At 62.6% G+C, this 20045-nt stretch carries 23 protein-coding genes and 2 tRNA genes; 16 read left to right on the top strand and 9 right to left on the bottom strand.

Going from position 1 to position 20045, the window contains the following annotated elements; translation table 11 throughout:
• Nucleotides 1–26 precede the first annotated feature (26 nt).
• The 9 genes from I2H36_RS05115 (at nucleotide 27) to ribB (ending at nucleotide 8216) form a co-directional block, all read left to right on the top strand.
• Nucleotides 27–971 (top strand): DnaJ C-terminal domain-containing protein, encoded by a 945-nt coding sequence (locus I2H36_RS05115; RefSeq protein WP_196262794.1) that lies wholly within the window; start codon nucleotides 27–29, stop codon nucleotides 969–971.
• Nucleotides 972–1104: 133 nt separating this feature from the next.
• Nucleotides 1105–1929: an enoyl-ACP reductase FabI gene (gene fabI / locus I2H36_RS05110; RefSeq protein WP_183449366.1), complete on the top strand. Its 825-nt coding sequence runs from the start codon at nucleotides 1105–1107 to the stop codon at nucleotides 1927–1929.
• Nucleotides 1930–1958: 29 nt separating this feature from the next.
• Complete coding sequence (locus I2H36_RS05105; protein ID WP_196262793.1) at nucleotides 1959–2552, top strand: histidine phosphatase family protein; 594 nt, start codon at nucleotides 1959–1961, stop codon at nucleotides 2550–2552.
• A gap of 37 nt (nucleotides 2553–2589) precedes the next feature.
• Nucleotides 2590–3543, top strand: coding sequence for a prolyl aminopeptidase (pip, locus tag I2H36_RS05100; RefSeq protein ID WP_196262792.1), 954 nt, complete (start codon nucleotides 2590–2592; stop codon nucleotides 3541–3543).
• A 59-nt stretch (nucleotides 3544–3602) separates the two neighbouring features.
• Entirely contained in the window at nucleotides 3603–4022 is a 420-nt protein-coding gene (locus I2H36_RS05095; protein ID WP_196262791.1) for a hypothetical protein, read from the top strand.
• Between the two features lie 261 nt (nucleotides 4023–4283).
• On the top strand, nucleotides 4284–4676 hold the full coding sequence (locus I2H36_RS05090) for a hypothetical protein (protein WP_196262790.1): 393 nt from the start codon (nucleotides 4284–4286) through the stop codon (nucleotides 4674–4676).
• A 76-nt stretch (nucleotides 4677–4752) separates the two neighbouring features.
• Nucleotides 4753–5157: a VOC family protein gene (locus tag I2H36_RS05085; protein WP_196262789.1), complete on the top strand. Its 405-nt coding sequence runs from the start codon at nucleotides 4753–4755 to the stop codon at nucleotides 5155–5157.
• A gap of 558 nt (nucleotides 5158–5715) precedes the next feature.
• Nucleotides 5716–6831: a chorismate synthase gene (aroC, locus tag I2H36_RS05080; protein WP_196262788.1), complete on the top strand. Its 1116-nt coding sequence runs from the start codon at nucleotides 5716–5718 to the stop codon at nucleotides 6829–6831.
• Nucleotides 6832–6926: 95 nt separating this feature from the next.
• On the top strand, nucleotides 6927–8216 hold the full coding sequence (ribB, locus tag I2H36_RS05075; RefSeq protein WP_196262787.1) for a 3,4-dihydroxy-2-butanone-4-phosphate synthase: 1290 nt from the start codon (nucleotides 6927–6929) through the stop codon (nucleotides 8214–8216).
• 62 nt (nucleotides 8217–8278) lie between these two features.
• Here the strand turns inward: ribB and I2H36_RS05070 are convergent, their stop codons facing one another.
• Nucleotides 8279–9220 (bottom strand): histone deacetylase family protein, encoded by a 942-nt coding sequence (locus I2H36_RS05070; RefSeq protein WP_196262786.1) that lies wholly within the window; start codon nucleotides 9218–9220, stop codon nucleotides 8279–8281.
• Nucleotides 9221–9415: 195 nt separating this feature from the next.
• On the opposite strand from I2H36_RS05070, the gene I2H36_RS05065 reads away from it, so the two are divergent.
• Entirely contained in the window at nucleotides 9416–10003 is a 588-nt protein-coding gene (locus I2H36_RS05065; RefSeq protein WP_196262785.1) for a L,D-transpeptidase, read from the top strand.
• Between the two features lie 81 nt (nucleotides 10004–10084).
• Here the strand turns inward: I2H36_RS05065 and I2H36_RS05060 are convergent, their stop codons facing one another.
• From I2H36_RS05060 to I2H36_RS05050, 3 genes are all read right to left on the bottom strand, one after another.
• A complete protein-coding gene (locus I2H36_RS05060) occupies nucleotides 10085–10276 on the bottom strand; it encodes a hypothetical protein (RefSeq protein ID WP_196262784.1) in 192 nt (63 codons plus the stop codon).
• Between the two features lie 222 nt (nucleotides 10277–10498).
• Nucleotides 10499–11332, bottom strand: a complete 834-nt coding sequence (locus I2H36_RS05055; protein ID WP_343234401.1) for a patatin-like phospholipase family protein — start codon at nucleotides 11330–11332, stop codon at nucleotides 10499–10501.
• A 20-nt stretch (nucleotides 11333–11352) separates the two neighbouring features.
• Nucleotides 11353–11841 (bottom strand): MarR family winged helix-turn-helix transcriptional regulator, encoded by a 489-nt coding sequence (locus I2H36_RS05050; RefSeq protein WP_196262782.1) that lies wholly within the window; start codon nucleotides 11839–11841, stop codon nucleotides 11353–11355.
• Between the two features lie 262 nt (nucleotides 11842–12103).
• Between I2H36_RS05050 and I2H36_RS05045 the strand changes: the two genes are divergently transcribed.
• Nucleotides 12104–12883, top strand: a complete 780-nt coding sequence (locus I2H36_RS05045; protein ID WP_196262781.1) for a DUF1499 domain-containing protein — start codon at nucleotides 12104–12106, stop codon at nucleotides 12881–12883.
• Here the strand turns inward: I2H36_RS05045 and I2H36_RS05040 are convergent, their stop codons facing one another.
• Nucleotides 12884–13795 (bottom strand): MBL fold metallo-hydrolase, encoded by a 912-nt coding sequence (locus I2H36_RS05040; RefSeq protein WP_196262780.1) that lies wholly within the window; start codon nucleotides 13793–13795, stop codon nucleotides 12884–12886.
• Nucleotides 13796–14007: 212 nt separating this feature from the next.
• Here I2H36_RS05040 and I2H36_RS05035 point away from each other — a divergent pair, with 212 nt between their 5' ends.
• The gene (locus tag I2H36_RS05035) at nucleotides 14008–14616 is read left to right on the top strand and encodes a biotin transporter BioY (RefSeq protein WP_196262779.1); all 609 of its coding nucleotides are present in this window, start codon (nucleotides 14008–14010) and stop codon (nucleotides 14614–14616) included.
• An 85-nt stretch (nucleotides 14617–14701) separates the two neighbouring features.
• Here the strand turns inward: I2H36_RS05035 and I2H36_RS05030 are convergent, their stop codons facing one another.
• Complete coding sequence (locus tag I2H36_RS05030; protein ID WP_196262778.1) at nucleotides 14702–14992, bottom strand: hypothetical protein; 291 nt, start codon at nucleotides 14990–14992, stop codon at nucleotides 14702–14704.
• Between the two features lie 150 nt (nucleotides 14993–15142).
• Here I2H36_RS05030 and I2H36_RS05025 point away from each other — a divergent pair, with 150 nt between their 5' ends.
• Nucleotides 15143–15838, top strand: a complete 696-nt coding sequence (locus tag I2H36_RS05025; protein ID WP_196262777.1) for a DUF1269 domain-containing protein — start codon at nucleotides 15143–15145, stop codon at nucleotides 15836–15838.
• 39 nt (nucleotides 15839–15877) lie between these two features.
• Here I2H36_RS05025 and I2H36_RS05020 read toward each other — a convergent pair whose 3' ends face one another.
• Nucleotides 15878–16276, bottom strand: coding sequence for a DoxX family protein (locus I2H36_RS05020; protein WP_196262776.1), 399 nt, complete (start codon nucleotides 16274–16276; stop codon nucleotides 15878–15880).
• 607 nt (nucleotides 16277–16883) lie between these two features.
• On the opposite strand from I2H36_RS05020, the gene I2H36_RS05015 reads away from it, so the two are divergent.
• Entirely contained in the window at nucleotides 16884–17207 is a 324-nt protein-coding gene (locus I2H36_RS05015) for a hypothetical protein (RefSeq protein ID WP_196262775.1), read from the top strand.
• Nucleotides 17208–17279: 72 nt separating this feature from the next.
• On the opposite strand, the gene I2H36_RS05010 is transcribed toward I2H36_RS05015, so the two are convergent.
• Both I2H36_RS05010 and I2H36_RS05005 read right to left on the bottom strand, forming a co-directional pair.
• Nucleotides 17280–18761 (bottom strand): hypothetical protein, encoded by a 1482-nt coding sequence (locus I2H36_RS05010; RefSeq protein ID WP_196262774.1) that lies wholly within the window; start codon nucleotides 18759–18761, stop codon nucleotides 17280–17282.
• A 304-nt stretch (nucleotides 18762–19065) separates the two neighbouring features.
• Nucleotides 19066–19142 (bottom strand) — tRNA-Pro (locus I2H36_RS05005).
• A gap of 149 nt (nucleotides 19143–19291) precedes the next feature.
• Here I2H36_RS05005 and I2H36_RS05000 point away from each other — a divergent pair.
• Nucleotides 19292–19366: transfer RNA gene (locus I2H36_RS05000), tRNA-Gln, on the top strand.
• Nucleotides 19367–19588: 222 nt separating this feature from the next.
• A complete protein-coding gene (locus tag I2H36_RS04995; RefSeq protein WP_196262773.1) occupies nucleotides 19589–20011 on the top strand; it encodes a hypothetical protein in 423 nt (140 codons plus the stop codon).
• Nucleotides 20012–20045 lie beyond the last annotated feature (34 nt).

Here is a 20045-nt window from a genome sequence, read left to right as displayed (position 1 = left end):
TTGTCCCGACGGTTCAGGATTCCACCATGCGCAACCCCTATGACGTTCTCGGCGTGTCCCGCTCTGCGAGCGAAGCGGACATCAAGAAGGCGTTCCGCAAGCTCGCCAAGACCTACCATCCCGACAGCAACACGGACGACCCCAAGGCCAAGGACAAATTCGCGGAGGCCAACTCGGCCTACGAGATCCTCGGCGACGCGACCAAGCGCGCCCAGTTCGACCGGGGCGAGATCGACGCCGAGGGCAAGCCACGTTTTCAGGGCTTCGAGGGCTTCGGCGGTGGCCGGGGCGGGACCGGGGCGGAGGGATTCTCCAGCTTTGGCGGCGGCAATCCTTTCGGCGGGCGGCGCAGCCGGAGCGGCTTCGGGTCCGATCCGGGTGAGGACTTCTTCTCCCAGATCTTCGAGAACGCCTTCCGGGCCGGGGGCGAGAGTCCGCGCCAGGCGCGCGGCCGCACCCGGCAGCCGAAGGGCGAGGACGTCGAGGCCACCCTCACGGTTACGCTTGAAGAGGCCGCCGCCGAGGCGAAGAAGCGGGTCCGGCTCCCCACCGGGCGGGACGTGGACGTGGTCATCCCCAAGGGCGTTGCCGACGGCCAGGTGATCCGCCTGCGCGGCCTAGGGCAGGGCGCCCCCGGAATCGATCCGGGCGATGCGCTGCTGACCATCACGTTCGCGCCCCATGAGCGCTTCACGCCGGAAGGCTCCAATCTGCGACTGCGCCTGCCCGTCGAGATCGAGGAGGCCGTCCTGGGCGGCTCGGTGCGCGTGCCGACGCTCACCGGCTCGGTGGAGATGAAGATTCCGCCTCTCACCAATTCCGGCCGCACCTTCCGCCTGCGCGGAAAGGGCCTTCCGGCCAAGACCGGCCATGGCGACCTTCTCGTGACCACGGAGATCAGGCTGCCGGAGATCGTGGACGAGGACCTGATGGACTACGCCCGCAGGCGCCTCTCGGCCAAAGCCAAGTAAGGCGTTTCAGCGGAAATTAGTCCTCATTTGCCGGGATCGTCGCAAGCCGTGCCAAGAGGGCTTCCCCGTGGACGACGGGTCGGCTAAAGAGGCCGTTCTTATTTGAACGATCCAGCGACGATCTAGGTGAATCATGGCGGAGACAAAGGCCACCGGCATTCTGGCCGGCAAGCGCGGCTTGGTGATGGGTGTGGCGAACAACCGTTCCATCGCCTGGGGCATTGCGCAGGCGGCCCGCCAGCACGGGGCGGAACTCGCCTTCACCTATCAGGGCGATGCCTTGAAGAAGCGCGTCGAGCCCCTGGCCAAGGAGTTGGATGCCCATGTGGTCGGCCATTGCGACGTGACGGACGGCGCCACCATCGATGCGGTGTTCGACGAGGTGAAGCGCCTCTGGGGCTCCATCGACTTCGTCATCCACTGCATCGCCTTCTCGGACAAGGATGAGCTGACCGGCCGGTACGTTGAGACCTCCGAGGGCAACTTCACCAAGTCGCTGCTGATCTCCTGCTATTCCTTCACGGCCATCGCCCAGCGGGCCGAGAAGCTGATGAACGAGGGCGGTTCGCTCCTCACACTCACCTATTACGGCGCCGAGAAATGGATGCCGCACTACAACGTCATGGGCGTGGCCAAGGCAGCCCTTGAGGCCTCGGTGCGCTATCTCGCGGCCGATCTCGGCCCCAAAAACATCCGCGTCAATGCCATCTCGGCGGGCCCGATCAAGACCCTGGCGGCGTCGGGCATCGGCGATTTCCGCTATATTCTGAAGTGGAACGAGTACAACTCGCCGCTGCGCCGCACGGTCACCATCGAGGAGGTCGGCGAGACGGCCGCCTATCTCGTGTCCGATATGTCCCGCGGCATGACCGGCGAGATCCTGCACGTGGATGCCGGCTACCACGTGGTCGGCATGAAGAACCCGGAGGCGCCGGATCTCTCCCTCGACAAAGACTGACCTTCAGTAACGCGTAACCGGATTTTCCCGTGACCCCGTCCCGCCCCACGATCTACTTCATTCGCCATGGCGAGACGGACTGGAACCTCGAAGGGCGCCTTCAGGGGCAGAAGGACATTCCGCTCAATGATGTCGGGCGCGTCCAGGCCGAGGAGGCTGGCCGCAAGCTCCGGACGCTCGCCCCCCATATCGAGGACCTCGCCTATATCGCGAGCCCCATGACGCGCACCCGCGAGACCATGGAGATCCTGCGCCAGACCCTGGGCCTGCACCCGGAATCCTACAAGCTGGACGACCGCCTCGTGGAGCTGACCTTCGGCTCTTGGGAGGGCATGACCTGGAAGGAAGTGCGCAAGGCCGAGCCGTCCCTCGCGGCCCTGCGCGAGCAGGACAAGTGGCACTACGCCCCGCCCGGCGGCGGCGAGAGCTACGCCATGCTGGTCGACCGCATCCGCCCGTTCCTCGACGACATCACCCGCGACACGGTGGTGGTGGCCCATGGCGGCGTCGCCCGGGCGTTCCTGTCACTTGCCTGCGGCGTCAACGCCCGTCAGGCCGCCAGCCTGGACATCTGGCAGGGGCGGGTGCTCGTGATCGAGGGGCGCAACCACCGCTGGGTGTAGCTGGCTTCCAAAAGTGGCCAACGTGATGGAGCATGCGATGGCCGATCTATACCCACCGCTCGACCCCTACGAGACCGACATGCTCGATGTGGGTGACGGGCACCGCATCTATTGGGAAGCCTGCGGCAATCCTCTCGGCAAGCCGGCTCTCGTTCTTCATGGTGGTCCTGGCTCCGGCTGCACGGTGAATGCGCGCCGATACTTCGATCCGGGAAAGTATTGCATCGTTCTGTTCGACCAGCGCGGGAGCGGTCGGAGCCAACCTCATACGAGCGAGCCGCGAGCCGATCTCTCCACGAACACGACCTCTCACCTGCTCGCCGATATCGAGCGGCTGCGTAAGCATCTCGGAATCGAGCGTTGGCTGATCCTCGGCGGCTCCTGGGGTTCGACCTTGGCGCTCGCCTATGCCGAGCAGCATCCGGAACGCGTGACAGAGATGGTCCTGTTCAGCATTGCCACCACCACGTCTCGGGAGATCGAGTGGATCACGCACGGCGTCGGGGCGTTCTTTCCTGAAGCCTGGAGCCGCTTTCGCGATGGCGCTCCTGAGGAGGAGCGGGACGGCAGTCTGGTCGAGGCCTATCATCGCCTGCTCATGAATCCGGATCCCTCCGTTCACGAGAAGGCAGCGCGGGACTGGTGCGACTGGGAGATGGCCATCGTCGCAGTTCATCCCGGTCACAAGCCACATCCTCGCTATGAAGACCCCACCTTCCGTCTCGGCTTCGCCCGTCTGGTGACCCATTACTGGCGCCATGCAGCTTGGCTCGAGGATGGCGCTCTTGTGCGCAATGCAGCCCGCCTGTCCGGAATCCCCAGCGTTCTTATCCACGGCCGACTGGATATCGGCGGGCCGCTCGTCACGCCGTGGACGCTTCATCGGCATTGGCCGGACAGCGAACTCGTGGTCGTCAGCGAGGCTGGGCACGATGCGCGTGATCCGGGCATGACGGAGAGCATCGTGGCCGCGACGGATCGCTTCGCTTGAGTCCTAGCGTCACCGCCGAGTAGTCGACAACCTTCAGCCGCCCTCCTGCGTTGAAGGATATGCAATTCATCTGCGACGCTCCGGGATCGACGACGTGGTTTCTCATTGAAACGGAAGGGGAGGCCGCGCTCGAATCCGACGCTATGCACCATGCGGTCGAGAAGCACTTCCGTCAGGCCTGGGAGACCGCCGAACGGAGCTACCGGCCGACGTCGAGTTCCTTCGTCGAGACGAATATCGGCCTCAAGGCCCATGTGCAGCGTGTCATGCCGCTGTTCCTGACCCTGCGCGATGCGGAGGGGCAGGCGCTCGTCACGGCCATGCTGCCGCCGGGCGGTCAGCACAATCCGGCCTTTCGGACCATCATCGTCGGTCCGGGGAACAGCGACCCCTATCTTGAGCACGGGGAGGCCATCGAGACCTTGGGCGAGCGCTTCGGCCTCTCGCTCGACCGCGCCGATTGCTATCCCTACCGGTGAGTGCGCCCACGCTCCCGGACATCACCTCTTGTTCTGCGCCGGTCATGGCCAGTGGGGTGTCATCCCCCGACTTGTTCCGGGGATCCTGTTGTCGTTTCCAGCTGCGCGCCCTTCAGGATGAGGACGATGTCTATTGAGACGGGATGGCCTGCACGAGCCGGGCCATGACGCGGCGGGCAAGTTCAGGGCCGCCCCCCATTGTTGAGCCTTCCCTAAGAATATGCTCTTATGCGTTACTCAGTAACGAAATAAGGGGTTTTCATGTCTCGCCTCACGGCCTTCGCGGCCAGCCTGATCATGCTCGCGGGCTCCGCATCGGCGGAAACCGTCGAGCGGACCGTCAAGGCCAACACGATTTCGGCCATCGGTGGCTTTCTCGGCTATGAGGTGGATACCTGCTACCCGTCGAACATCCCCGATGTGAAGGTACGCCAGCAACCGGCGAACGGCACCATCCAGATCCGCCCATACGAGCAGGCGCTCGGGAAGGAGACCCGCTGCCCCGGCACGAAGGTTCGCGGTCTCGCGTATGTCTACACGCCGAAGAAGGGCTTCAAAGGGACCGACGAGGTTGTTCTCGATATTCCCTGGAGCTGGAATGAGGCCGCGCCCCAGACGCTCATGACCTATACGTACCGGATCCGCGTGGAATAAGGTCGAGCAGTCAGCGCCAATGGAACTGCACCGGACGCGAGGATGACTGCTTCCTCAGACCACACAGGAGACCGCGGTGAATCAAGGGATTGCGCATATCGCCCTTGTGGTCCGTGACTATGATGAGGCCATCGACTTCTATGTGAACAAGCTCCGGTTCGAACTGGTCGAGGACACATACCAGCCGGAGCAGGACAAGCGCTGGGTTATCGTCAGGCCGCAGGGCCAGGGGAGCGCTTCGCTGCTGCTGGCACGTGCGTCGAATGCTCATCAGGAGAGCTTCATCGGCAACCAGGCCGGCGGCCGTGTCTTCCTGTTCCTGCGGACCGACGATTTCCGGCGCGACCATGCCGCCATGGTCGAGGCAGGCATCATATTCGTCCGGGAGCCCAAGCAAGCGGATTATGGCATCGTCGCCGTATTCAAGGATCTTTACGGCAATCTCTGGGACCTCGTTCAATTCACGGATGGCCGTCCATGATCACCCTGCGCCATCAGCCTCCGGACAAATGTTGCATGATGCGGGGGGCATCCCCGGCGGCCGCAGGCCGGGAAGGGGTTCCTTGGCGCTGAGTGTGCCAGTGGATTCCCTTCCCCTGCGATGGCTTGCGCAATCTCCGGCCGGGAATGACAGTGGTTCGGCAGCATCAATGTTCACATTTTGTTCTTGACAATTCTCCTAAGCTGGGCTATAGCTGGGGACATCCTCGCCCGACGAGGGGCGCGCTCGCGAGGCGTCGCAAGAGTGGGGCGAGGAGCGGTCCCGCCGCAGGTCTCGCACGCCTGTGATCGCGGGTGGCCGATCCTGGCTTGATCCAGGTCCGCTGAAACAAACCGCGCGTGACGGGCAGTCTGGCTCTCACTTTCCCCACACCCATCGAGCCGGGCTGCCCGCCACGCCTCCCTCGATCCACCTTCAGGCCCGCAGCCCAACGGCTGCAGGCCTGAAGGTGCTGGCTGTTTGACATCGATCCGCCTTTAGCCAGCGTGACACCGGGGCGCTTTGGTTCTAAGAGGCCCTAAACCCTGAAGAAGTGCCATGTCCCACAACACCTTCGGTCACCTGTTCCGCGTCACCACTTTCGGCGAAAGCCACGGGCCGGCCCTCGGCTGCGTGATCGATGGCTGCCCGCCCATGATCCCGCTGGAGGCGGCCGAGATCCAGGCGGAGCTCGACCGGCGCCGGCCGGGCCAGTCGCGCTTCACCACGCAGCGCCAGGAGCCGGACCAGGTCAAAATCCTCTCGGGCGTTTTCACCGACGAGCGGACCGGCCGGCAAGTGACCACCGGCACGCCGATTGCCTTGCTGATCGAGAACGTGGATCAGCGTTCGAAGGACTACTCCGAGATCAAGAACTCTTACCGTCCGGGCCACGCCGATTTCACCTATGACGTGAAATACGGCATCCGCGACTATCGCGGCGGCGGCCGCTCCTCGGCCCGCGAGACGGCGGCGCGTGTGGCTGCCGGGGCCGTGGCCCGTAAGATGCTCGCCGGCATCACCATCCGGGGTGCCCTCGTGCAGATGGGGCCGCATGCCATCGACCGTGGCAACTGGGATTGGGACGAGGTGTCCCGCAACCCGTTCTTCTGCCCCGACGCGAAGGCGGCCGCCTTCTACGAGGAATATCTCGACGGCCTGCGCAAGGCCGGCTCCTCCATCGGGGCCGTGCTTGAGATCGTGGCCGAGGGCGTGCCGCCCGGCCTCGGCGCGCCGATCTACGGCAAGCTCGATTCCGACCTCGCCTCCGCGCTCATGTCGATCAATGCGGTCAAGGGCGTTGAGATCGGCGACGGCTTTGCTGCCGCCGCCCTGCGCGGCGAAGAGAATGCCGACGAGATGCGTCCGGGCAACGGCGGCGTGCCGACGTTCCTGTCGAACCATGCCGGCGGCGTCCTCGGTGGCATTTCCACGGGCCAGCCGGTAGTCTGCCGCTTCGCCGTAAAGCCCACCTCGTCGATCCTCACGCCCCGCGCCAGCGTCACCCGCTCCGGCGCCGAGGCCGAGGTGATGACCAAGGGACGGCACGACCCCTGCGTGGGCATCCGAGCCGTGCCGGTGGGCGAGGCCATGGTCGCCTGTGTGCTCGCCGACCACGTCCTCCGTCACCGGGGGCAGGTGGGGCAGAGCGCGTCTTGGCCGTTCCAGGGCTGACCCTTCGCGCTAGCTCATCCTGATCTGCAGTTTTGCAAGGGCAGCCATGCGGATTTTAGTTTTACTAAAATCCTGCCATCGGCTAAGCCATCGCCATGAAACTGGCTGAGTGGCTCACCCGCAATGGCGTCTCGCGTGTGGAATTCGCGCGGCGGATCGGCGTTACCCCTGGCGCCATCACCCAGATGTGCAACTCCGAACAGGCTTGGCTCTCGCGGGACACGGCGGATTTGATCGCCCGTGAAACCCGTGGCGCCGTCACGCCCAACGATTTCCTGCCCCCGGCCGCCAAGGAGGCCCTGATGCCCAATTCCGTCACCGATGCCATCGAGGCTTTCGCCCGCGGCGAGATCGTCATCGTCACGGACGACGACGACCGTGAGAACGAGGGCGACCTTATCGTCGCCGCCTCCCTTTGCACGCCGGAGAAGATGGCTTTCATCATCCGCAACACCTGCGGCATCGTCTGCGCGCCGCTCACCGCAGCAGAAGCCCGCCGCCTGCGCCTCGACCCGATGGTCGCCTCTAACGATGCCCCGCTCGGCACCGCCTTTACCGTCACCGTCGACGTGAAGCATGGGCTCACCACCGGCATCTCCGCCGAGCAGCGCTCGAACACGGTGCGGGCGCTCGCCAACAACAACATGGGCGCGGCGGATTTCGTGCGTCCCGGGCACGTCTTTCCACTGATCGCCAAGGACGGCGGCGTGCTCATGCGCTCGGGCCATACGGAAGCCGCCGTCGACCTCTGCAAGCTCGCGGACCTGCCGCCGGTGGGCGTGATCTGCGAACTGGCTAACGACGACGGCACAGTGATGAAGGGCCGGCAGATCGACGTCTTTGCCGAGACGCACAACCTGAAGCGCATTTCGGTCGCCGATCTTATCGCCTATCGCCAGGCGCGGGAAAAGCTCGTCGAGCGCATCGCCACCTTCCCAGTGGAGACCCAGTGGGGCTCGTTCACCGGCTATGCCTATTCGACGCCCTTCGACAGCGTGCAGCACATCGCCCTCGTGCATGGCCGCATCGGCGACGGCACCAACATCCCCGTGCGCCTGCACCGGGCCAACGCGCTCACCGACGTGTTCGAGGGCGGCAAGGCGGTGAATGCCTCCCTGCAGCGTTTCGTCAAGGAGGGCAGGGGCGTTCTCGTCTACCTGCGCGACGGCACGGCGGGCGTGCCGACCACGTCCTTCGCCGAAACCGAAGAGACGGAATCGGAGGCCATGCGCTCGAGCCAGTGGCGCGAGATCGGCCTCGGTGCACAGATCCTGAAGGATCTCGGCGTCGCGTCCATCCGCAACCTCGCCACCTCGAGCCGCTCCTATGTCGGCCTCTCCGGCTTCGGCATCGAGTTGCTGGGTCAGGAGCCGATTGAGGGGTGAAGGGCACACTTGCAGTGTCATCCCCGTCTGCTGACGCTCCGGCCGGGAATGACAACTCTGGCTTAAGCCCCCGTCTCACGCCCCATCAAAGCATCGAGGTGGAAGGCTGTCGATTTCGCCAAGCCTTCGAGATCATAGCCGCCTTCGAGAACCGACACGATGCGTTGACCGCAATGGCGGTCGGCGAGATCCATCAGCTTCTGCGTCGCCCATGCGAAATCCGACTCGGTCAGATTGAGGCTGGCAAGGGGATCGCGCCAATGGGCGTCGAAGCCCGCCGAGATGATGATGAGATCGGGCGCGAAGCTGTCGATGCGCGGCGCGATGACGGTCTCCACCGCCTCGCGGAAGGCCTCGCTCCCGTCGCCCGCGTTCAAGGGCGCATTGACGATGGTGCCGTGATCGCCCGTCTCTGAGAGTGCGCCGGTGCCAGGATAGAGCGGCGCCTCATGGGTCGAGCAATAGAGCACGGTCCCGTCCGACCAGAAGATGTCCTGGGTGCCGTTGCCGTGATGCACGTCCCAGTCGAAGATCGCCACGCGCTCGGCGCCATGCTTCTTCTGAGCATGGCGAGCCGCGATGGCCGCGTTGTTGAAGAAGCAGAAGCCCATGGCTCTGATGCGCTCTGCATGATGCCCCGGTGGACGCATGGCGACAAAAGCATTCTTCACCTTGCCGGTCATCACCTCGTCGACGGCGAGCACCGCACCACCGGCGCCCCGCAGGGCGGCCTCGTAGGTGCCCGGCGACATCACGGTGTCCTCATCAATCCGGACTAGCCCTTCCCGAGGGCTGATGTCGCGAAGGCGGAGGATGTAATCTTCTGGGTGGGCGAGGGCGAGGCTCTCCATCTCGGCCATCGGCGCCTGCTCGCGGATGAGCGATGTGAAACGCTCCTTCTCCAGGGCGCGCTCGATGGCGCGGATGCGATCGGGCCGCTCCGGATGGCCGAAGGGCGTCTGATGGTCGAGGCAGGCCGGATGAGTGATGTAAAGCGTGGACATGGATTTTCTTAGATAAGGAAGGCTGCCGAATTTCGCAGCGTCACATGGGCCGGTTTATGTTGTTGCGATGCAACACCTTTCGGAGCGGAGCCGTGCCATGGTGTGTTTCGATTCGCGTTGGGGACCTTCCGGTCTATAAACCCGTCCGAAACCATCCCTCACCTCAGTTCCGCTGAGTCTTCAGAGCTTTGCACGATGCGTCTTTTTAGTCTGCCCCTTCTTTTGGCAATGATGACGGCCCTGGCCGGCTGCAACTTCAAAGGCGTTCCGGATCCGCAGGTCTCGGCGCGAGATGCCGAATGGATCGCGCAGATCCCGAAAGCGGAGGAAGACCCGCGCTTCGGCCGCTACATCATCGACGATCCCACGGGCGAAACACCGGGGACCATCGTGGTCGATACCAAGGAGCGCCAGCTCTATCTCGTTCAGGCGAACAGAAAGGCGATCCGCTACGGCGTGGCGGTCGGTGACGAGGCCTATGGCTGGACCGGCACCTCCACCATCGCCCGCAAGGCCGAGTGGCCGGATTGGAATCCGCCGGCCGAGATGAAGGCGCGTTGGCCGCATGTCCAATATACCAAGGGCGGACCGGCCAACCCGCTCGGAGCGCGGGCGCTCTACCTCTATGAGGGCAACAAGGACACCCTCTACCGCATTCACGGCACCAACGAGCCGGAGAAGATCGGCTTTGCCGTCTCGTCGGGCTGCATCCGGATGCGCAATATCGACGTGATCGACCTCTACAACCGCGTGCCGGTGAACACGAAGGTCATCGTCCGCTAAGGCCGCAGGTCACACGGAATTCGGATATGAAAAGAGCGCCTGAGGGCACTCTTTTGTTTTGGATTGATCGCTTGTTTGGGATCACTGGCCCAGCATGGCTTCCTTGCGCAGGAAGGCGGGAAGCTCTGAGACCTTCGGGCGCTTCTGCTGCAGCTTGGCGGCCTGGACGGCAGCGGCGAGAGCCGGAAGGGCGACGTCCTTGAAGGCCGGAATTGACTGGGCGGCATTCGGTTGGTCTGAACGGCTTTCACGGCCTGAAACGTGCTGGGTCATGGATCCTCTCTGAAAGATGCAGGCTGTTTCGACAACCTGCCTTCATGATCTCCAGGGCTGTGACCGCTTTGGGGCAGTCCCGTGATCATGTGTTGGCTTGGCTGCAGATGCAGGCCTCAAGGTGAATCAACACTTAACGGTGCCGTATTCTCGCAATCCGAGGCGTGAATACCTCCCGTCTTGTCGTTGCGGCAACTGAGCATGTTCTAAGGATTCGCTTCTTCAGAGGCTGTGCGCCCCCACACCCTTTGCAAAGCGCTCGCCGTCCCTCAACCCCATCTCGTAGGCCTTGCGGATCCCGGCCGGGTTGGTGATGTCGAACTGTCCGATCGGGACTGGCTGGGAGGGCTGGATGTAGGTACGGCCCTGGACCGTGGGATGAGCCCGGTAGAGTCGGGAGAGGATCACCAGGGTCCTGCCGCCCCGCTCCTCGACCGGGAGCAGGGGCTCCGTCGGCACGTTGTCGACGAGGCCGCCATCGAGAGCCGTCATGCCGCCGATGCGGCCGACCGGCATGAAGGGCGGCACGCTCGCGCTGGCCATCAGCGCCGCCGAGAGTTCCGCGGGAGACGCAAGATCCTGCACGCGTATGAATTCCGGGCGAAAGCCCAAGGCGCGGCCGCCTCTCGGGTGGACCGGTGCGCGCCATGTCTTCTCGATCTGGTACGTGGCGATGCCCAACGGAACGGCGAGCGACAGGGGCAGGCGGCGCGGCTTGCGGGCCAGACCGATAAGGACGCTGGGGCCCTGCTTCAGGCGCTCCAGCGCGGTTTCGTCGATGATGCTCTCGATCAGGGTGCGATACATGAGCGAAACCGGCCAAGGGGAGCCCTCGCTGCGCCAAGCGCGCCATTCGAAATTGCGGCGCCCGAGGCTGCAGCCCTCGGCCGCCATCTCGTTGACCTTTCGGCCAAAGCCCAGAAGGCTGTAGCAGGCGGACCAGGCGCCTGCGCTCACGCCGACCACCATCTCCGGCTTCAATCCGAGCAGCGGCGCCGCGGCCTCCCAGAAGCCTCCCTGCCAGTAGCAGCGGTTGCCGCCGCCTGCGAATGCCACCGCGTCGAACATTGATGCTACTACCGCTGTTTGGCGGGCGGAGCATCCTCGTCGGCCCGTGCCCTGTCGCGCCATGCCAGAACGATCCGCTCCATCTCGACGAGATCCTGCGGCGGAAGCGTCCCGAGGGTCCGCATCACATAGGCGCGCTGAGCCGCCATCCCCTGGTTGGCAAGGTCGCGCCCTTTGGCCGTGAGATAGAGCGCATTGGAGCGCCGGTCGCCCGGGATCGCACGCCGCTCCACGAGGCCGGCTTCGACCATGCGGTCGAGCAGGCCCGAGACATTGCCCTTGGTCACATAGAGCCGCTCCGCCAGCTCCTGCTGGCTCAAGCCCTCGCGCTCGGTGAGGGTGGACAACAGGTCGAACTGAGGAATCGACAGTCCGAGCGCCTTCAACTCCGCCGCCACGGCATTCGTTGCCCGCCGGTTCAGGCGGATGATCCGGAACCAGATCCGCAGAGGATCGGCAGCTTCGATCTCGGCAGGGGCGGAGGGGAGTGACGTCAAGGGATCGGAGCTCCTGGTGCAAAGCGGATAGTTTACATTGAAACCATTCCTTCCGTCATCCTCTTTGGGATAAGCGGGGCTGAATGTGCAGCTTTCTAAACAATCTTTGGAACCTGAAGCCAAGCTTCGCTTTTCTCTCCACCCACCCGGTTACCGATCAACGGCTGAAAGCTTTGGAAAAACAGGTGCCGCCCCGGCAAGGCGAGCCGCTTCTCGGTCAAGAGCAGTGGCGCGCGCTCAAAGAGATTTGTAAGACCACCTGATGCGTCGCCTCATCATCGAAGAACCTTACTCGCGGCCGGCCAAGTGGTCGCCCACGCTGGCCTTGTTCGCGCTCGCCGTGACCATCCTGGCGGTGCTGCTGATCCGCTTCGGCCGGATCGATTACCAATCCGGCTTCATCGCCCTTGGAGCAGGAATCGCGATTGCGCTCGTGGCGGTTCTGTGTGCCCTGGCCGGGTTCGTTCGCATCTGGCAGGAAGGACGGCAGGGCTTAGGAAGCGCGATTAAGGGATTGGTCGTCGCGATGCTGGTTCTCGCCTATCCGGGCTTTATGGCGTTCAAAGCCGTCACCCTGCCGGCGATTGCCGATGTGACCACCGATACGGACGACCCGCCGGGGTTCTCCCGCTCCCGGGCTGCGCTCGAGGCGCGTGATGGACGCGTTCCTCCGGACGTGCCCCCGGACGTGAGGGAGATGCAGCGGGCCTCCTATGTTCAGATCGCGCCGCTCACCCTCGACATAGGTCCCGAGGAGGCTTTTGCCCTCGTGCGCAAGGCGGCCGAGAATCTCGGATGGCGCGTGATCGAAGCCGTTCCGCCGGGTGGACGTGCCGGTCTCGGACGCTTGGAGGCCGTCGATCGGTCGAGGATTCTCAGGGTGCCCTACGACATCACGATCCGGGTGCGGCCGCGTGTCGATGGCGCGCGTATCGATATCCGCTCAGTCTCCCGGTTCGGCAATCATGATCTGGGCGCCAACGCGGACCACATCCGCGACTTCCTCGAGGAAGCCTCGAATCTGGCAATAGCCGTGCGCTAGTCAAACGGCATGATACTCGCTGTCGAGGGCAGGAAGACCATCGACCGCAGCCTGCCCCTTCGCGACCAGATCCTCCAGATGGGCAAAGACCGACAGGCCGGCGGCACCGACCAAGGCCGGGTTCAGGCCCTGATAGATGGCGGCCACGATCTCGGGGATCGTCCTGTCGCCGGCCCTCAGCCGGTTGAGGATCGAAGCCTCGCGCTGGTGGCGATGGTGGATGAGCGCACGCACGAAGCGCTGTGGCTCCTGCACCGGGCCGCCATGGCCGGGCCAGTAGAGGGTTTCCTCCCGCCCTCTGAGCTTGTCGAGGGAGGCCATGAACGCGCTCATGGACCCGTCGGGTGGGGCAACCACGGTGGTCGACCAAGCCATTACATGATCGCCGGAGAACAAGGCCTTCTCCTCAGGCAACACGAAGGCGAGGTGATTGGCCATGTGGCCCGGGGTGGCGAGAGCCTCCAGGGTCCAGCCGGCGCCCTCGATGGCATCGCCCTCATTCAGCTCCTGATCGGGCGCATAACCCTTGTCGGAACTTGCCTCCAGCGTGTTGACCTCGCCAGAGAACAGGGGGCGGGCGCTGTGATGAGGGGCGCAACCGACGATGACGGCCCCGGTGGCGGCTTTGATGGCGGCTGCTGCCGGCGAGTGGTCTTTATGCGTATGGGTGACGAGAATGTGCGTGACCGTCTCGCCCCGCACGGCGTTGAGAATCGCCTCCACATGATCCGGCATGTCGGGTCCCGGATCGATGATGGCGACATTCCCGGTGCCGACGATGTAACTGCAGGTGCCCGTGAACGTGATGGGGCCGGGATTGCCGGCGACGACCCGGCGGACGAGCGGGCTCACGCACACGCATTCCTCGGCCAGAGCCGGAGGGCGGGTGTCGAAGGTGGGGTCGTCTGCCATGGAAGATCCTTGCAACTGCCGTCAGGACATCGCTCGTTTCCTAACGCATCGGATTGAAAAGGGGACCCTGTTTCCTGAACCCTGTCTTGAACTAAAGCGTGTCCACAGCCGTGGCGAATGCTCAAGAGTGCGGCTTGAGGCACGAGGCGGACCCACCTATAAGGCTCCATGAGCCGCCGCGCGCATGGCGGAATGATCTGGAGATTGCCCTTATGACGACCAGCGCCCCTTCGCTGTCTTCTCCCTCGACCCTCGTCGGCCTCCTCTGGCCGTCGCGGGATGATGCCCGCTTCGCTGCGCTTCGTGCCATCGTGCTGATGGTTGTCGGTACAGCGCTTCTCACTGTCTCCGCGAAGGTCCAGGTGCCGCTGCCTTTCGTCCCGATGACGCTGCAGACCCTGGTCGTTCTGATGATCGGCGCGTCCTATGGCTGGCGCCTCGGCGGCGCGACTGTTGCTCTCTATCTCGCCGAGGGTGCCATGGGTATGCCGGTCTTTGCCGGCCCGACGGCCGGCCTCGGCTACCTGATGGGCCCTACGGGCGGCTTCCTGTTCGGCTTCGTGGCCGCTGCTCTCGTGATGGGCTTCATGGCGGAGCGCGGCTGGGACCGTTCGCTCCTGCGCGTCATCGTGATGATGAGCATCGGCCATGCGGTGATCTTCGCCTTCGGCCTGTCCCAGCTGTCCCTGGTGATGCCGTTCGCGAAGGCCTGGACGGTTGGCGCCGCGCCGTTCGTGGCCGCCACATTGGTCAAGACGGCCCTGGCCGTTGCCCTCATGCAGGCAGCCTGGTCCGTGACCCGTCGCGGTACCAAGGCCTGATCAGCCTTCGAACGTCAGCGTTCAGAAGCCGCCTTCGGGCGGCTTCTGCTTTTGTGGATACAGAATGAGAAATCGCCGGCGGTGGTCAGCCGACGGAGTGCACCAGCTTGAGCTTGGGGCGAGCCTTGACGCTGCCATGGAGGAAGGTGACGTCCACCCATTCCTCGTCGCCACTGCCTTCCTCGACGCGGTAGCCCATCTGCTTGGCGATGGCCTGAACCTGGCTGAGGTTGGACCGGGCGATCCAGCGTGAAAACTCGGGAGAAGCCTGGTCCATCAGAACGGCAATCATGCCGATCTCGACGCCCTGGTCGAACTCTTCGCTGCGACCGGGAAACCGCAGCCGCAAGCCATCGTCGAGGTGGATATGTCTCATGACGGGAAGCCCCCAAATCACCCTTTTCGGGCACCTTTTGTTTGAACTTATCAGGGAGTTGAGCGCGCCGAAAGGTGTCATGGCCGCGCAGGGAACCGCTTACCTGGCCGCTCATTAGCCTCGCACAGGCAAAACACCCGGAGGGCTCCCATGGCCGAGCGCAGGATAACCGCCTTCTTCGACACCTATGAGGAGGCCGCACGGGCGGTGCAGCGGCTCGAGGCAGCCCGGATGCCGGATTTCGAGATCAGCCTCGTGTCCAACAACTTCAACGATGCCTACACGCATCATGCGTCGCAGTCATTCGAGCCGGATGGGTCCGCGCATCCTTTCGCGGGCGCCACGGCGGCGGCCGGAACGGTCGCTGGAGCCGGCGCGGGCCTTCTGGCGGGGCTCGGCACGGTGGCCATTCCGGGCTTTGGACCGGTGATCGCAGCCGGCTGGATCGTCTCGACCCTAGTGGGCGCCGGTGCTGGCGCGGCAGTGGGTGGTCTTGCCGGCGTGTTGGCCGATGCTGGGCTCAGCGATGAGGAGGCGCATGCCTATGCGGACGGCGTACGCCGCGGTGGGGCGCTCGTGACGGTGAAGGTCGACGAAGCTCAGATGGACAGGGTGGTGAACATTCTCGATGACGAAGGCGAGGTCGAGGCAGGTGAAGAGGCGGGGCGCCGGGACGAGGCGCCTGCGCCACCCATTGGCGCCGCAGCTTCGACGACGACCGGTCTCATGACGGATCTCATGCCGATTCCGTTCGACGAGGACAGCGAGGATGGGGACGACCACACGCTTCATGTCGACGTGGAGGACGAGCGCCTGCGTCGACCCACAGGCACGAAGTCTGAGTAGGTGAGAGGCTGCGACGCCTCCCACCTGATCTCGGCGGCATCAAGCCTTGCGCAGAGTGCGATCCAGGCTCCACGCGCCGCCGCCGGCGGCAGCCAGGAACAGGAACACGAAGCAGTAGAGGATCGCAGCATCGCCGCCGTTCAGGACAGGGTAGGGGCTGCGCGGTGCGTGGGCGAGCCAATAGGCGAAAGCCATTAGGCCGGAGAGGACGAACGCGGTAGGCCGCACGAACAGTCCGGGGATCAGCAGCGCGCCGCCGCCAATCTCGAGCACGCCGGCAATCCAGGGCAGGCTGAAGGCCTCTGGGCCGGGACCCGGGGAGGCAGGAAAGCCGAGGAGCTTCTGCGTGCCATGCGCCATGAAGATGAGCGCTGCGACGATGCGCAGGATGCTGAGAAGGCGCGGTGCCCAAACGGTTTCGAGATGAGTTGTGTTCATCGGTCAGTCTCTGAATTGGTGATAAGGCGATCAGCACAGCCGATCAGCCAGGGAGGGAGCACCCCGATACTAGGTCAGGCAAACCGTTCCCAGCCTTTAAGGCACAGCTTGCAGTAACAAATTGCTTACCACGTTCCGAAGAGCGTTTGATCCGTTCGGGTTTTGCGGCGTTTCTCCTACGCCAACAGAACAGGGGGCTTTCATGACCATCCTCGATCCGAAGACCGGGCAGCTCGTCACGATCAATCTCAAGTCCAAGCCGCGCCGCGGCTGAGATCTTTCGGAACATATTCCGATTTCGCAGGATCGTTTCATAGAGCCAACCGCTACTCATTTTCCAAAAAATTTGATCTTTACGTCTCCTGAATTCTTGCGCGGCTCACCTAATTACTTTGACAGGTTGCGGATCGTGCCCCGACGCACATCGTAGATGCGACACGTATGGCAGATGGGTGTCTCGGCCGGAACCCTTGGTTCGCAAAGGCATTGGCTAAAGGAATGGATTCAACCGAGCGCCGGAGCCGCGGATTGTCAGGCTTGCAAGCTTAAGCAGCCGCAGCTTTGGCGTTCTAATTTTGAAGTGATCGAAAGAGTTGAGGAGCGGAAAATGGCTCTGACAGGGCGTTTTAATCTGCGCAAGACTTGGTCCGGGCGCATTGTATTGCAAGTCGAGGAAGAGGTCGCGGGTTTCTGGGGCCGTATGACGGGCAAGGCCAAGCTGAATCGCCGCTGGCGGGATGCCAACGTGCTGGATCTCGCAGCTCCCGAGCTGAGAAGCCTCGTCGACCTGCGCTTCCGCCCCCGCTACATGCCCCAGACGAACGAGGTGCCGCAGGATTGGCCGACGGCGCCGCGCCAGCTTGAGGCCATCCCGGCCCAGACTCTCCACTACGAGACCTATCAGGAAGACGGCCGCTTCTCGACGCATTGAAGCCCTGTTTTCTGCCCTGGAGGCGGAGTGCTGTTGCAATGCTGGCTGTCAGTCAGGCAGACCTCCGCGCGATTATGAAGCGGACTTCGCGAGGGGCCATTCCTTCGGGTTGATAGGAATCTCGAGAAGTTGCGGGGCACATGCTTTGATGAGCAGCTTGAATGCCTTCGCACTCTTCCGTTCTCGCTCTGGAACGCCAAGCAGCGTTTCGAATACACGTCGACTGTTGAAGGGGATGAAGCAGTCGGCATAGAAATCACGTTCAAGTAGGATCATGGCATGCCAAGCGCTCATGCGGTGCTCCCAGTAGAACTGATCTTTAGGGTTGAGAATGCCGCGTGCCTGATTGAAGCGCGAAGTTTCCAGAAAATCGGCAAAGTATTCCGTCGCCACGGTTTTGTATCGCTCCACTCCGTATTCTTCGACACGCTCACGAGCTAGTGGCGAAAGTGCACTCAGATAGAGCTCATACATCGAGTCCATAGTTTCGACCGATCCGATCAGATCGTACTTTCCCCCCTTATAGAAGAAGCGACCGATCTCGAGCAGATTGGCTGTCACAGTAAGGGTATCAGTCCCAGCGAAGTGCTCTCGCATTGGAGCAATCACTTCAAAATGGTGATTGTAATATGTCGTGGTGCTCAAAGCCTGAGAATCGGGTATCGACGACTTATCAGCTTTCACGACATGATGCTGGAATCCGGCAATCTTGCTAAGCTCGCGAGCTACGGCACAATCGATACCAGTCTTGGGGCCTCTGTCATACGTGTATCCCTCGAACGGAATGCCCGTATGAACTGTGAGAGCCAACGTCGTGCGGGAGTCCAATCCGGCTGTGATGCTCAAGGCAATACGATGGCTCAGCGCAATGTTCTTGAGTGCGGTTGCGCCATAAACAGTGACAGCGTGAGCCGCTTCAGAGGCCGTCCGGGTCTTGACAGGGCCACGCGGCCAGAAGCGTTCGACCTTGCAGGCGGCAAAATCATAAAGTGTGTTCGGCGTTAGAAGGCGAGTCCTCGAATACGGGGTGCGATTGCCTGGAAAACCATAGCCGAAGGGGAGCCGTTCTTTCTCAGGTTTGCCGCCCAGCATCTCTTCCACGAGCCTTGCGTGAGATGCCACGACTCCGCCGTCTGCGGCATAGAAGACCGTGCGCATGCCCGTGGCGTCAGTGAGGATGCGTATGCCTGTTTTGGTGCGGAAAAGTATGGCATGCCGACCGCAGTACCCGTCCAGCGCAACAAAGAACGTCTCCTCTCCCTGGCAAAGGGCGCTCAACAGGTGTCGGGCAGGCGTCTGTTCTGTTTTAGACTCATGGTTGGGCCTGTTCCTCCTGAGCAGGCGATCCAGCCACGTCGCGTTTGCTGTTTCAGGGCCAGTATCGACACAGGTGCCTAAAACAATGACGGCGTGATCCCCTTCTGAGGCAGCGTCAACGCTGCACGCCGGATCGATGAAGAAGTTGTCGAGGAGGGGACCGGAAACAAATTGTTCCGGTGGATGAATGGCTCGATGCGAGAGAACAAACCCCCGCGGATAAGGACGCAGCGACATGAGTCCGCATTAAATTGTCCAGCAACTTATGAACTGCCTGCCGGATTGGTTTTGACTGCAGGCTTATAGCTAAAAGAAAACTAGCAGTCTAGCTTTTGCGAATAAATGCAAATTTCTCTAAATAAATACGATAAGATTTGTGCTTCGCTTGATTGAGAAAAGCGGATTATCGGTGCTCAATAACTATCATTAACACGTTCTCGATCAGGATGGATAACGAAAGAACTCAAGCGCTCCAGCATATGATTCGGGCCAATCGGTCCAAACTTGAGTATTCAAATTATACTGGGTGTCGTGTGGAAAATGGTCGGAGTGGCAGGATTTGAACCTGCGACCCCCACGTCCCGAACGTGGTGCGCTACCAGACTGCGCTACACTCCGACACCGAGAAATTCTCGGGAAGGCCGGTCTTATAGCGGTGAGGGGGAAGCACCGCAAGGGGAGATTTGAACGTTTCCCATGGGATCGAACCATCCGCAAAACGGTGTTGCCAGCCGCGTTTGGGCCGATTATGTACACGCCACACCTATTGGGGCGTCGCCAAGCGGTAAGGCAGCGGTTTTTGGTACCGCCATTCCCAGGTTCGAATCCTGGCGCCCCAGCCATCCTCATTTTTTCCCAGCCTCTGAGATCTCCTCATTCTTAGAATGAGGTTGAGCGGCTATATTTGCTGGTCGTCAAGCAAACATGTTCGACCGATAAGGCATATTGCCCTAAAGATTACGACAAATTGAAATAGTGTTGTTGGGGCGAATGTGGTTAGCAGGCAGGACTCGACACCAGATTTCCAACCTCCCGGCATCAAGCATCGCCTACCGTCCTTGAGGATGCGCCTACTTTTCATTGTCTTTGCCCTGCTGATACCCTCTTTCGCCGCTGCCACCTTGGCCCTTTATACCGGCTATTACCGGGACAGACAGGAAATCCAGAAGCATCTGTTGGAGACGGGGCGTGCCCTGTCACTGGTCCTGGATCGCCAGTTCGGGCAGGCGGAGGCACTTTTGTGGGCTTTAGCCGCTTCGCCCGTTCTTCAGACCAACGATCATGCCGCTTTTGACGCCCTCGCCCGTCGGGCGACCCGCCTGCCGGACGCCTGGATCGTGGTCGAGGAGCTTGGGCGACAGGTGGTCAACACCCGCCTGCCGCCCGGCGCAGCTCTGCCTGAATTGCCGGTGCAGAATCACTGGAAGGGTATCGCTCCTGGACAGGTGCGGGTGAGCAATCTTTTCACCGGATTGCTTGCGAAGTAGCCGACGGTCGGTATCGATACGCTCGTCATACTCA

The sequence above is a fragment of the Microvirga terrestris genome, assembly GCF_015694425.1.
GTDB classification, from domain to species: domain Bacteria; phylum Pseudomonadota; class Alphaproteobacteria; order Rhizobiales; family Beijerinckiaceae; genus Microvirga; species Microvirga terrestris.
Note: the sequence above shows the minus strand (reverse complement) of the source record. Positions and strands in the feature narration are given on the sequence as shown.